Annotated in this window: 10 protein-coding genes and 1 pseudogene; 6 read left to right on the forward strand and 5 right to left on the reverse strand. The window is 72.2% G+C overall.

Annotated elements, in window-relative coordinates; genetic code table 11:
- Positions 1-98: 98 nt before the first annotated feature.
- Together AB0C69_RS26465 and AB0C69_RS26470 are read right to left on the reverse strand one after the other, a co-directional pair.
- Positions 99-2,621, reverse strand: coding sequence for a M14 family zinc carboxypeptidase (locus AB0C69_RS26465; RefSeq protein WP_360357872.1), 2,523 nt, complete (start codon positions 2,619-2,621; stop codon positions 99-101).
- Between the two features lie 54 nt (positions 2,622-2,675).
- On the reverse strand, positions 2,676-3,254 hold the full coding sequence (locus AB0C69_RS26470) for a hypothetical protein (protein ID WP_360357874.1): 579 nt from the start codon (positions 3,252-3,254) through the stop codon (positions 2,676-2,678).
- Positions 3,255-3,453: 199 nt separating this feature from the next.
- Between AB0C69_RS26470 and AB0C69_RS26475 the strand changes: the two genes are divergently transcribed.
- The 6 genes from AB0C69_RS26475 to AB0C69_RS26500 all read left to right on the forward strand — a co-directional run bounded on the left by AB0C69_RS26475 (position 3,454) and on the right by AB0C69_RS26500 (position 9,883).
- A complete protein-coding gene (locus AB0C69_RS26475) occupies positions 3,454-3,747 on the forward strand; it encodes a hypothetical protein (RefSeq protein ID WP_345175169.1) in 294 nt (97 codons plus the stop codon).
- Positions 3,748-4,428: 681 nt separating this feature from the next.
- Positions 4,429-5,502, forward strand: coding sequence for a substrate-binding domain-containing protein (locus AB0C69_RS26480; RefSeq protein WP_360357876.1), 1,074 nt, complete (start codon positions 4,429-4,431; stop codon positions 5,500-5,502).
- A 120-nt stretch (positions 5,503-5,622) separates the two neighbouring features.
- Positions 5,623-6,408 carry an ATP-binding cassette domain-containing protein gene (locus tag AB0C69_RS26485; RefSeq protein ID WP_345175174.1) on the forward strand — a complete coding sequence of 262 codons (786 nt, stop codon included), beginning with the start codon at positions 5,623-5,625 and terminating at the stop codon, positions 6,406-6,408.
- A gap of 47 nt (positions 6,409-6,455) precedes the next feature.
- Positions 6,456-7,703 carry an ABC transporter permease gene (locus AB0C69_RS26490; protein ID WP_345175176.1) on the forward strand — a complete coding sequence of 416 codons (1,248 nt, stop codon included), beginning with the start codon at positions 6,456-6,458 and terminating at the stop codon, positions 7,701-7,703.
- 201 nt (positions 7,704-7,904) lie between these two features.
- The gene (locus AB0C69_RS26495) at positions 7,905-8,663 is read left to right on the forward strand and encodes an ATP-binding cassette domain-containing protein (protein ID WP_345175178.1); all 759 of its coding nucleotides are present in this window, start codon (positions 7,905-7,907) and stop codon (positions 8,661-8,663) included.
- Positions 8,663-9,883, forward strand: a complete 1,221-nt coding sequence (locus AB0C69_RS26500; protein WP_345175217.1) for an ROK family transcriptional regulator — start codon at positions 8,663-8,665, stop codon at positions 9,881-9,883. Before AB0C69_RS26495 ends, AB0C69_RS26500 begins: the two co-directional genes overlap by 1 nt.
- Here AB0C69_RS26500 and AB0C69_RS26505 read toward each other — a convergent pair.
- From AB0C69_RS26505 to AB0C69_RS26515, 3 genes and pseudogenes are all read right to left on the reverse strand, one after another.
- Positions 9,861-10,406 (reverse strand): flavin reductase family protein, encoded by a 546-nt coding sequence (locus tag AB0C69_RS26505; protein ID WP_360357878.1) that lies wholly within the window; start codon positions 10,404-10,406, stop codon positions 9,861-9,863. The genes AB0C69_RS26500 and AB0C69_RS26505 overlap by 23 nt on opposite strands.
- 142 nt (positions 10,407-10,548) lie before the next feature.
- Positions 10,549-11,754 carry a lysylphosphatidylglycerol synthase transmembrane domain-containing protein gene (locus AB0C69_RS26510; RefSeq protein WP_360357880.1) on the reverse strand — a complete coding sequence of 402 codons (1,206 nt, stop codon included), beginning with the start codon at positions 11,752-11,754 and terminating at the stop codon, positions 10,549-10,551.
- A 228-nt stretch (positions 11,755-11,982) separates the two neighbouring features.
- Positions 11,983-12,183 (reverse strand): annotated as a pseudogene (locus AB0C69_RS26515) (hypothetical protein); the annotation flags it as partial.

Below are 12,183 nucleotides of genomic sequence, written 5' to 3' on the forward strand. Positions count from 1 at the left end.
GTCGCGCCGTATGTGAGCTGGCAGGACCGGCTCGCCCTCGACCTGGTCCCCGCCGGGCTCGGCTACCGGGGCGAGGGCCGGCGCGCCGCGCGGGACGGTCAGGGAAGGACGACCGCGACCGGGGTGATCCCGGCCTTGCGGATCAGGGACGGCAGGCGCCCGGCGAACGGATGGTGGTCCGCCGGCAGGCCCCTCGGGTTGTCGATCACGAAGTGGGCGACGCCGTCCGCCCCGCGCCGCGTCCACGTCGCGCCGGCGGACCGCAGCAGGGCCTCGGTCCTCGCGGCGTCCGCGGCCTTGACCGAGACGCGGATCGGCGACTCGTAGGACGGCAGCAGCGCCGCCTCCTGGGCCGCCTTCGCCGTCGCGGACGCCTGCGGCGCCGCCGCCCTGGCCGGGTCGGGGCCGAGGATCGCGTTGTAGAGCAGCTTGGCCGTCCCGTCGCTGAACGCGCGGAAGTTGGGCTCGGCGGCGAACAGCACGGACCGTCCCTTCCCGACGGGCTGGTCGACGACCGCCGCGGTGCCGCCCAGCTCGGACGCGCCCCGCTCGAACCCGGACACGAACCAGTCCGGCGAATCCGCCTGCGGGTACGACACGACGACGCCGCTGGACGCCTTCATGACCGGGTCGTAGGACGTGAAGTTCCACGCCGCCGCGCCGACGCCCTTCGCCAGCGGGCTCGTCCCGTCCACCTTCACGCGGAGCAGCGTGCCGGGGATGTCGGACGTCGGCTCCGCGAGCGTCGCGGTCGTCAGGCCGAGACGGGCCGCGAGCTGGGCGCCGCCCTGCCAGCCGATGTAGCGGCCGCCGTCGCGCGTCCACTGCTGGAGCGCGGCGCGTCCGGCGTCGCCGAGCGCCGTGTAGGCGGACGAGGCGGGACCGTTCGGCGTGACCAGGACCTCGACGCCCTGGAGCCTGCCGGCCGCGACGTCCGCCGGGGAGAGCAGCGTGAACGGCAGCTTCCAGTCGCGGTCGAGGCGGTGCCTCAGCCACCCGGCCGACTGCCGCGCGGACGAGGACGTCCCCGACAACTGGAGGACGCCCAGCCTGGGCGCCTTGCCCTCGTGCCCCGGACGCGCCTCCGGAAGCGTCCGCAGCGGCACGGACCGCGGGTGCAGGACGGCGCCGGACGACCCGCCGGACACGTTGCCCAGCAGGGGCAGGCTCCACGCCGTCACGTCGTAGAAGTACGGGAACGGCGTGTAGGAGTCCTCGTTCAGCATGGACTGGATCCAGTGCTTCTGGCCCTGCGCCATCGAGATCCAGTACGTGCCCGCGGGCAGCGTCGTCGCGGCCTCCGGGCGCCCGTACGCCTTGAAGTCCGGGACGGTCAGCGGCCGAGTGAGCCTCTCGACGCGCACGCCCATGCGCTGCAGCCGCCGCACGATGAGCGCGGCCTCGGCGCGCTTGGCCGGATCGTCGTCGCGCAGGAAGTAGTTCCGCACCTTCCGGTCAGGCACCTGGCGATCGACCTTGTTCGGCGGGTTGTAGACCTGGTTGGGCTCCAGTTCGCCGGCCTTGCCCTGCGCGTAGGCGTCGACCGTCATCTGGCGCCACTCGGTGAGGATCCGGTGCCGGTTGCGCGCCGCCGCCGACAGCGACACCCACTGGGTGAGGTACTGCTCCTTCACCCGGTCCGGGTAGGGGCTCTCGTCGCCCTTCTCGTACGTCATCCCGGCGGCGTGGAAGGCGCTGGTCGGCACCGTGTCGCCGTAGCCCTGGTAGAAGAGGTCGTAGACGTCCCTGTTGAAGAAGTCGATGCCCTGCCGGGTGAACTCGGCCGCCATCGACGCGCCGTAGAGGTCGTTGATCCAGCCGATGGCCTGCTCGGGCGTCTCGTGGTAGATCGGGTCGGCGTTCGGCGGGAAGAAGAACGAGTCCCCGCCCATCTCGTGGGCGTCGATGTAGAGCGCGGGCGGGTACTGGTTCAGCATCGCGAGCTTGCCGTCGGTCTCCGGCTGCGTGCGCGCGAACCAGTCGCGGTTCATGTCGAACCCGTAGGCGTTCTGCCGCGTCTGCAGCGTGCGCCCGTCCGGGTTCTGCGTCGGCAGGACGATCACGAGCGTGTTCGCGAGGATCCCGGTCGCGGCGCAGTCGGCGCGGTCGCCGAGGTCGCGCAGCACCCGCAGCGCCGCGTCCGTGCCGCTCGGCTCGTCGCCGTGGACGTTGCCGCTGACCCACAGGATCGGGACGCCGCGATCGGTGATCCGCTTGGCGAGCGCGGCCGGCGTGCGCGGATCGCGCAGCAGGCCCGCCTCCCGCCGCACCCTGGCCAGCCCGGCCTTGGAGATCAGTTCGGGCCGTCCGGCGATCGCGTACTTCAGCGGACGGCCCTGCGCGGTGGTGGCCAGCGTTCCGGACACGACGCGCTCGCTCCTGGCGGCGACCGTCTCCAGGTAGGTGTCGGATTCGGCGGCGCTGACCGGGCGCTCACCGAGGTCGAAGCCGAGGACCTGTTCGGGGGAGGGGACCTTGCCCCGGTAGACCGGTGCGGTCCGGGTCGGGTCGCAGCCGGCCGCGGGCGCGGCGGGCAGCGCGGCGGCGGGCGCGGCGAGCGACGCCGGGACCGCCAGGGACGCGGCCATCACCACAGGCAGCGCCAGTTTTCGGGCTCTCATGAGGCACAACGTGGCACCCGCCGGGACCGCCACCAACGGCAACTTCTGCCAAGATCAGTCGGGCTTGGCCGGTCGCGTGCGCGGGCCGGTGAGGGCGGCGGCCCGGTTGATGGCCTGGAGCGCGAACTCCTGCGTCCAGGTCAGGCCGCCCGGACCGCGCGGGGACCCGTCCGGCGCGGGGCCCTTCGGCGCCCCCGCGAGCTGGGCCTTCGCGCTCAGCCCGTAGGAGAGGAAGAGCAGCACGACGAACGCCGCCAGGTAGGCCAGGTGCTCGACGAGGCCGCCCCACCTGCCGGTGAAGACGTCCAGGACGGCGAACATCGCGAACCCGGCCATCCACCCCGCCATCGGCGGGACCAGCAGCAGGTCGCGGCGCAGGACCAGGCCCGCCGCGGCGGCGAGCACGAGCAGGACCTCGACCGCCTTGGCGAACACCAGGATCCCCGTGGCCGGCCCGGACCCGAAGTAGCCCTCCACCTCGTCCACCCGGTCGCCCCACAGCGCCGCGGCGCTCGCGAGGGCCGTCACCCCGTAGGCGATGACGAACACGCCGACCGCGTAGTGGAACCGGTGCCACGTCCGCGCGCCACCGGCCGGCCCGGCCCCTGGTCGGGCACCTGCGTCCACGGTCATCGTCAGCCCCCAACCGCCGGTTCATCTACCAAGCGCAAGATATCCCGGATAGGGTCCCGTGGACCTCCGAAACGTGGTGCGCCTTCGCGGCCCGTCCCGCCCACCTCGCGGCCGGCAGGCCGGGGTGCTTGCGCGGGGGCGGGTGAAGAGGGAGGCTGAAACGCACGTCGGGCCGCACGGAGTCCGTGAGGGAACAAGGATGACGCCTGACGATACGGGAACAGCCGCGCCGTCGAAGACGCGGATCGAATATCTGGAAGAACTCGGCGAGGAGCTGGTCAAGCGCGGTCTCCGGGTGCGCCTCACCCTGCCCCGCGGCCAGTCGCCCAGCCTGCACGTGATGAATCCCGACGCCGCCGCGCTGACGGAGAACATCCTGGCGGAGCAGGGCGCGGACGGCTGGTGGTACTGGTGGTCGTGGGCCGAGCGCATCGCGCCCGCCGCCGACGCGCCCGCCGCGGCCGACCGCGTGGCCCGCGTCCTTTCCGCCTGATCCGGCCCGGCCGAAACCCGGCGCGCCATCCGACCGCGGCACGCGCCCAATTCCGCCATCGCCTCGAACGGTCGCGGCCTCGAACCACCGTCTTCGGAGGCCGCCTCGGCCCGAGGCGCGCCTTGCCCTGCCTACCGCTCGGCTCGTGAGGGAACCCCGACCGGAGTACGACCCGCGTGAGGTGCGGGCTGGTTCTGAGATGCGGTGTTCGACGGGGGTCGAGTGCGGTGTGGAGCCGCTTGTTGCGTGGGGCTTGACATGCGGTGATGTCCGCTTCCCTGCCGCTGACCTGGGGATGCGCTGTCGAGGAAGGTGCGCGGAGGCGTCGTTCCGCGTGCGGTCGAGCCGCTGGGGGTGAGCCCTGGCTTGACGGCGGGCCGCGGTGAATGTTGACCCACGAAACATTTAACCCGGCGCGGGTCCGCCGGAGCATGCCCGCGCGGTGACCGGCTTCCTCCTGCCGTTGCCGCGGTACCCCTTGTGTTCCACCCGTGTTGATCTCGTGTTACATGATTGTTACCGCCAACAACAAATGAACTTCGCTCGAAGTCTGGCGTGACGGACATGCGCGACGTAAGTTGCGGGACACAACATTCCCGTCGGTAGCGGGTGATCTCGCTCACCGGCATCGGCTACCACCCCCCGGCCGCACGGCGGCCACCCCCAGAAAGGACCCGGGCAATGCGCAAGGGGATCCTCAGCTTCTTGGCCGTCACGACGGCGGCGGCGCTCAGCCTCACCGCTTGCGGGGACGGCGACTCCAACGACTCGGGCGGCTCCGGCTCGAAGGGCAAGGTCGGCGTGATCCTGCCCGACACGACCTCCTCCGTCCGGTACGAGAGCTTCGACCGGCCGTACCTGGAGCAGGCCTTCAAGGCCGCCGGAGTGGCCTACGACATCCAGAACGCCGAGGGTTCGACCCAGCGCTTCCAGACGATCGCCGACCAGATGCTCACCAGCGGCGTCACGGTCCTGGTCCTGGACGGCATCGACTCGAACTCCGCGGCCGCCGTGCAGCGCAAGGCGCAGGCCCAGGGCGTCAAGACCATCGACTACGACCGGCTCTCCCTCGGCGGCGTCTCCGACTACTACGTCTCCTTCGACAACGTGAAGGTCGGCGAGGAGCTCGGCAAGGGCCTGCAGAAGTGCCTCGGTGACAAGGCGGCCAACATCGCCTACCTCAACGGCGCTCCGACCGACAACAACGCGACGCTGTTCGCCAAGGGCGCGCACAACGTGCTCGACAAGACCTCCTACAAGAAGGTCGCCGAGCAGGCCGTCCCGGACTGGAAGGCCGAGCAGGCCGCCACGATCTTCGAGCAGATGCTGACCGAGAAGGGCGGCAAGATCGACGGTGTGCTCGCCGCCAACGACGGCATCGGCGGCGCGGTCATCTCGATCCTCAAGAAGAACAAGGAGGCCGGCAAGGTCGCCGTCACCGGCCAGGACGCCACGCTCGAGGGGCTGCAGAACATCCTCGACGGCAACCAGTGCATGACGGTCTACAAGCCGGTCAAGCAGGAGGCCGACGCGGCCGCCAAGCTCGCCGTCTCCCTCATCAAGGGTGAGAAGGGCGAGACGAACGGCACCACGAACGACCCGGAGGGCAAGCGCGACGTGCCGTCGGTGCTGCTGACCCCGATCGGCGTCTTCAAGGAGAACATCAAGCAGGTCACGGACGACGGGTTCGTCAAGAAGGAAGACCTGTGCAAGGGCGCGTACGCGGCCAAGTGCAAGGACGCGGGCATCCAGTAGGAGCCCGACGCTGACTCCGTGGCGGGCCCCACCCCGCTGAGGGCGTCCCGGCCTCCCGGAAAATCGGGACGCCAAGGGGCCCGCCACGGGCTAGACGCCCGAACCTCTGGAAGGAAACTCGTGGCTGAAAAAGGAGACCCCGTCCTCCGCCTGACCGGGCTCAACAAGAGCTTCGGCCCCGTCCATGTGCTGCACGACGTGGACTTCTCCGTGCGCCTGGGCGAGGTGATGGCCCTCGTCGGCGACAACGGAGCCGGCAAGTCGACCCTGATCAAGTGCATCGCCGGGATCCACCCCATCGACTCGGGACAGATCGAGTTCGAGGGCAAGCCCGTCTCGATCGACGGACCGCGCACCGCCTCCGCGCTCGGCATCGAGGTCGTCTACCAGGACCTCGCCCTCGCCGACAACCTCGACATCGTGCAGAACATGTTCCTCGGCCGCGAGCGGCGCAAGGGCATCGTGCTGGACGAGCCGTCCATGGAGGAGGCGGCCCGAGAGACCCTCGCCCGGCTCTCGGTCCGCACCGTCAAGTCCGTCCGCCAGCAGGTGGCGAGCCTGTCCGGCGGGCAGCGGCAGACCGTCGCCATCGCCAAGGCGGCGCTGTGGGAGTCCAAGGTCGTGATCCTGGACGAGCCCACGGCCGCGCTCGGCGTCGCCCAGACCCGGCAGGTCCTCGACCTCGTCCGGCGTCTCGCGGACACCGGTCACGCCGTCGTGCTCATCTCGCACAACATGAACGACGTGTTCGAGGTGGCCGACCGCATCTCGGCACTCTACCTCGGCCGGGTCGCCGCGGACGTCGCCACCTCCGAGGTGACCCACGGACAGGTCGTGGAGCTCATCACCGCCGGCCGTTCCGGTGATCTCGGCCTCGCGCCGCAGACCGCCGCCGAGAGCATCTGAAAGGGGAACAGATGTCCACTGACGCCCCCCAAAGCAAGGAGGCCGCCGTGAAGCTGGCGGACTCGGACTTCTCGAACGACCGGCGCAAGCATGACATGAACTCCGCGCTGCTGGACTACTGGCACAAGATCAAGGCCGGTGAGCTGGGCGCCCTCCCCGCCATCCTCGGCCTGATCGCGCTGGTGGTGCTGTTCACGGCGCTGAAGCCCGACACCTTCCTCAGCAAGGGCAACATCGCGAACCTGGCCACCCAGGCGCTGCCCATCACGATCCTCGCCATGGGACTGGTCTTCGTCCTGCTGCTGGGCGAGATCGACCTGTCGGCCGGTGTGGCCAGCGGCGTCTGCGCGGCCGTGATGGCCAAGCTGATGGTCGACTCGGGACAGTCCTGGTACGTCGCGGTGCTCGCCGCCGTGGCGATCGGCATCGTCATCGGCACGGTGATCGGCTGGCTGGTCGCGTTCCTGCGAATCCCATCGTTCGTGGTCACGCTGGCGTTCTTCCTGGGCCTGCAGGGCATCACCCTGTGGCTCATCGGCGACGGCGGCACGGTGCCCGTCCGCGACGACTTCGTCGTGGCGCTCGCCAACAAGAACATGCCGATCTGGCTCGGCTGGGTGCTCGCCGTCACCTGCGTGGTCGGCTACTCCGCGACGCTGCTGCTGCGCTGGCGCCGCCAGAACGTCCGCAACCTCCACTCCAAGCCGCTCGGCTTCGTGGTCGCCCAGTGCGCCGTCGTCGCGGCCGCGCTGCTGATCAGCACCTACGTGCTGAGCCTGGACCGCGCCCCCAGCCCGCTGATCACCCTCGGCGGGATCCCGTGGGGTGTGCTGCTCGTCGGCGCCCTGCTCGTGATCTGCACGTTCGTGCTCGGCCGCACCGGCTACGGGCGGCACATCTACGCGGTGGGCGGCAACGCCGAGGCCGCCCGCCGGGCCGGCATCAACGTCACCCGGATCAAGATCTCCGTGTTCATGATCGCCTCCGGGCTGGCGGCGGTCAGCGGCATCGTCGCCGCGTCCCGCCTCAGCTCCGTGGCCACCAACTCCGGCGGCGGCAACACGCTGCTGTACGCGGTGGGCGCCGCGGTCATCGGCGGGACGAGCCTGTTCGGCGGGCGCGGCAAGGCCCGCGACGCCGTGCTCGGCGGTCTGGTCATCGCCCTGATCGAGAACGGGCTGGGGCTGCTCGGCACCAAGGCCTACCTCAGCTACCTCATCACCGGGGTCGTGCTGCTGTTCGCCGCGAGCATCGACGCCCTGGCGAGGCGCCGCCGGTCCGCAGCGGGCAGATGACCCCGTGAGCACGGTGACCCCGTGAGCGCGGCCGGAAACGCCCGGGAGTCGGTGGCCCGCCCCACCGGCTCCCGGGCCTGGCCGCGGGGCCGTTCGGACAGGCCTTCCGACGGTGCCCGGCCGAAGGATCCGACTGCTACGCTCACTCACCACGACCGCCAGGCGCGCGGCGGCGGTGCGGCACGGTGGGAGCCCCTCGGCATGTCAGTGACGCCTGTTCTGGACCTGCGCGGCATCGACAAGAGCTTCGGCTCGGTGAAGGTGCTGCAGGACGTCGCCTTCTCCGCCTATCCGGGCGAGGTCACCGCCCTCGTCGGTGACAACGGCGCCGGCAAGACCACCCTGGTCAGGTGCATCGGCGGAATCCACTCCTTCGACAAGGGCGAGTACCGCTTCGAGGGCAGGCCGGTCAAGGTCGGCTCCCCCCGCGACGCCAGCCGCCTCGGCATCGAGATCGTCCACCAGGACCTCGCCCTCTGCGAGAACCTCGACATCGTCCAGAACCTGTTCCTCGGCCGCGAGGAGCGCCGCGGCCTCGCCCTGGACGAGACCTTCATGGAGGAGCTGGCGCGCACCACGCTGTCCGGCCTCGCCGTGCGCACGATGGGCTCGGTCCGGCAGCGGGTCTCGAACCTGTCGGGCGGGCAGCGCCAGACCGTCGCGATCGCCCGCGCCGTGCTGTGGGACAGCAAGCTCGTGGTGCTGGACGAGCCCGCCGCCGCGCTCGGCGTCGCGCAGACCCAGCAGGTCCTGGAGATGGTCCGGCGGCTCGCCGACAAGGGCCTCGCCGTCGTGCTGATCTCGCACAACATGAACGACGTGTTCGCGGTCTCCGACCGGATCGCCGCGCTCTACCTCGGCCGGATGGTCGCGCAGGTCCGCACCGCCGACGTCACCCACCGGCAGGTCGTGGAGCTGATCACCTCGGGCGCCAGCGGAGAGCTGGGGCTGCGCCCATGATGAAGGCGGGCCCGTCACAGGAGGACATCCGGCGCCACAATCTCGGGACGCTGCTGCGCTTCGTGCACCTGCGCGGCCCCGCCTCCCGGGCCGTCCTCGCCGAGTCCCTCGGCCTCAACCGCAGCACGATCATGGCGCTGACGTCCGACCTCACCTCCGCCGGGCTGGTCCGCGAGGAGCTGCCGCGCGGTCCGGGGCGCCGCGCCGGTCGGCCGTCGCTCGTGGTGCGGCCCGAGTCCACCCGCGTCTACGTGCTGGCGTTCGAGGTCGGCGTCGACCGGCTCGTCGTCGCGCGCGTCGGCCTCGGCGGCGTCGTGCTGGACCGGCGCGAGGGCGTCCGGGCGCGCGGCTCCGATCCCGCCGACCTGCTCGGCGTGCTCGTGGCGGGCGCCCGCTCCCTGGTCCGCAAGGCCGAGCGCGACGCCGTCTGCGTCGGCGCCGCCCTCGGGTTCCCCGGCACCGTCCGCCGCTCCGACGACTCGATCATGTTCGGGCCGAACCTGGACGTGGGCGGGCTGCGCCTCGGCGACGCCCTGTCCCGCCGCCTCGGCCTCGGCATCCCCGTCTCGGTGTGCAACGACGCCAACCTCGGCGCGGTCGCCGAGCACGAGCGCGGCGCGGGGGTGAACTGCGACAACCTCATCTACCTGCACGGCGACGTGGGCGTCGGCGGCGGCATCATCGCGCACGGCCGGCTGCTCGGCGGCGACGAGGGGTTCGGCGGCGAGATCGGGCACATGGTGATCAACCCCGGCGGCCGGCCCTGCGCCTGCGGCTCGAAGGGCTGCCTGGAGGCCGAGGTGGGGGAGCGCACGCTGCTCGACCTCGCCGGCCGCGAGGAGGTCCCCGGCCAGCCGGGACGCGACGCGGTCCGCGCCATCGTCGCCGCCGCCGACGCCGGCGACATCAAGGCCCGGGAGGCGCTGCACCGCGTCGGCAACTGGCTCGGCCTCGGGGTCGCCAACCTCGTGAACCTCTTCAACCCCGGCCTGGTCATCTTCGGCGGCACGCTCCGCGACATCTTCCTGGGCGCCGCCGCGCAGATCCGCAGCGTCCTGGCGACCAGCGCCCTCGCCGCCCCCCGCGAGAAGGTCAAGCTCCGCACCGCCACCCTGGGCGACGACACGACCCTGGTCGGCGCCGCCGAGTTCGCGTTCGCCGAGGTCCTGGCCGACCCCGTCCAGGTCCTGACCCGGCTCAGAGCCCCCGAGACGGTGTGAAGCGCGTGAAGGCGCCGTAGCGGCCCCCGTAGAAGACCAGGGGGCCTTCGTCCCGGTGCTCCGCCAGGTCGTGGGCGCGGGCGACGACGATCAGATGGTCGCCGGCGAGGTGCTCCTGCTCGACCGAGCACTCGATCCACGCCACCGCGCCGTCGATCAACGGGGCGCCGCCGGGCCCGTGCGTCCAGGGGACGCCGGCGAACTTCTCCGGACCGCTCCCGAAGGCGAGCCGCTCGGAGACGTCCTGCTGCGACTCGGCCAGGATGTTGACGCACAGGCGCGCGGCGGTCCGCATGACCGGCCATGTCGTGCTGGTGTGCGCCACGCAGAACGCCACGAGGGGCGGGTCGAGGGAGACGGACGTGAACGAGTTCACGGCCAGGCCCGCCGGGCGGCCCGACGCGGGATCGAGGGCGGTGACGGCGACCACGCCGGTCGGGAACCTGCCGAGCACCGACCGGAACGCGGCCGGGTCGAGGCCGGTCGCCGAAGGGCCGGACGGGCGGTCGGGCGATCCGTGCATTGGGGTCCGTTCCGTGGGCGGGGGTGCGTCGATGTCCACTGATCGATGTCCACTAAAGCCCTCGCCGCGGCGCGCTGATTCCCCCGGGCGGCGATCTCGGTCGAAGGTCCCGTCCGGCCTAGGTCCTCGGACGGAGGGGGATCTACGGCCGCGGAGCCTCGGCCGGGGCCTTCGCCGGGACGGCGGCGTAGGGGGTGAGGAGCGCCGCCGCTGACATGCCGTCCATGATCAGGCGGCCGGCGCCGGCCAGGTGCGCCCTGGCGCGGGCCGGGACGCGCGGACCCTCGTGCAGCCCGAACCAGGCCATCCAGCCGACCGCGACGACCGCCCAGTACGACACGAGCCGGTACAGGCCGACGGCCGCGGCGGCGGGTGACAGCGTCGCGCCGAACGCGACCAGGGACGCGGCCATGCTGCCCTCGATGGCGCCGAGGCCGCCGGGCAGCAGCGGGAGCAGGCTGCCCGCCGCCTGAGCCGCGAAGTAGGTGAGGGCGACGCCGTTCGGGGCGACGTCGATACCGACCGCGTGCGAGGCCGACAGCAGCGCCAGGATGTCGAACACCCAGTTCAGCAGGGCCAGCGCGGCGAGCGCGGCCCAGTCGCGCAGGGTAGGGCGCAGGAGGTCGCGGGCGGCGGGCAGCCGCTCCGCGTACGGAGCGATCGTCGGATGGGCGAGCGCGGCCCGGTAGGCGCGTCGCAGCGGCGCCGTCAGCAGGGCGCGCAGCGGGCGCCACCGCAGCGCGGGGACGAGCAGCGCGGCCAGGGCCAGCGGGACGGCGAGGGCGAGCAGCGCGAAGCCGCGCGCGTCGGGGTCGGCCACCAGCGCCAGGAGGGCGATCAGGGAGTAGGCCGTGGTGGTGATCACTCCGCCGGCCAGGATCACTGCGGTGGCGAGCTGCGCCGAGGCGCCCGCGCGGCGGAACTGCCGGAACGTGTAGACCACGCTCACGGCCGGGCCCGCCGGCAGCGTCGTGGACAGGGCGTTGCCCGCGTAGGTGATCGCGAACGCGCGGCGCAGCCGCATCCGCAGCCCGCCGACGCGCAGCAGCCGGCGCTGGAGCCGGGCGAACGCGCCCATCGAGCCCGCGACGGCGAGGACGACCATGGTCAGCCACCCCGGGTCGGCGTGCGAGGCCGCCCGCCAGACGGCGCCGAGATCGGGGAGTTCGTCGCGGTAGAGGGGGAGGGCGGCGAGGGCGCCGAGAAGCAGCGCCCACTGGACGATCAGGCCGGCCCTGCGCCGCCACCACGGGCGCGCCGGAGCCTCCTCGTCAGGGCGGTTCGGGAGGGGGGACGGCGGGTCGGCTACGGCCGGGGGATGGACCGGTGCCGTGACTGTGTCGTACATGTCCCGGTCACCTCGCAAGCTCGCCCGCCATGCGCAACCTACGGTCCGGGTAGGACATTCCCCGGGGAGCCGAAACAAATCGCAAAGTGACTTGCGCCACGTCCGTCGCGAGGTCGTGGTCAGCGGGCGGTTCGAAGACCTGTCGCAGTGCTCTGCCGGATGATCGTTTGATGTCCCGGCATTTCTGTTCTGCCCTGATTGATGCCCGCTCTTACGGAAAGGGCGCCATCACGAGCGGCAAAGGCCCGGCACGCTCCGGGGCGCACCCCGCACCGGGACGACGGCGGCGCCAGCGCCGGGACGACGGCGGCGCCCGCGCCGGGACGACGGCGGCGCCCGCGCCGGGACGACGGCGGCGCCCGCGCCGGGACGACGGCGGCGCCCGCGCCGGGTGACCGGTGCGGGGGCCGCCGGCGGGGTGACGGCCGG

Source organism: Actinomadura sp. NPDC048032 (assembly GCF_040653175.1).
GTDB classification, from domain to species: domain Bacteria; phylum Actinomycetota; class Actinomycetes; order Streptosporangiales; family Streptosporangiaceae; genus Spirillospora; species Spirillospora verrucosospora.

Excerpts from the sequence above, each read along its gene's own strand:
- AB0C69_RS26465 (WP_360357872.1), bottom strand. The coding sequence starts at position 2,621 with ATGAGAGCCCGAAAACTGGCGCTGCCTGTGGTGATGGCCGCGTCCCTG.
- AB0C69_RS26470 (WP_360357874.1), bottom strand. The coding sequence starts at position 3,254 with ATGACCGTGGACGCAGGTGCCCGACCAGGGGCCGGGCCGGCCGGTGGC.
- AB0C69_RS26475 (WP_345175169.1), top strand. The coding sequence starts at position 3,454 with ATGACGCCTGACGATACGGGAACAGCCGCGCCGTCGAAGACGCGGATC.
- AB0C69_RS26480 (WP_360357876.1), top strand. The coding sequence starts at position 4,429 with ATGCGCAAGGGGATCCTCAGCTTCTTGGCCGTCACGACGGCGGCGGCG.
- AB0C69_RS26495 (WP_345175178.1), top strand. The coding sequence starts at position 7,905 with ATGTCAGTGACGCCTGTTCTGGACCTGCGCGGCATCGACAAGAGCTTC.
- AB0C69_RS26500 (WP_345175217.1), top strand. The coding sequence starts at position 8,663 with ATGAAGGCGGGCCCGTCACAGGAGGACATCCGGCGCCACAATCTCGGG.
- AB0C69_RS26505 (WP_360357878.1), bottom strand. The coding sequence starts at position 10,406 with ATGCACGGATCGCCCGACCGCCCGTCCGGCCCTTCGGCGACCGGCCTC.
- AB0C69_RS26510 (WP_360357880.1), bottom strand. The coding sequence starts at position 11,754 with ATGTACGACACAGTCACGGCACCGGTCCATCCCCCGGCCGTAGCCGAC.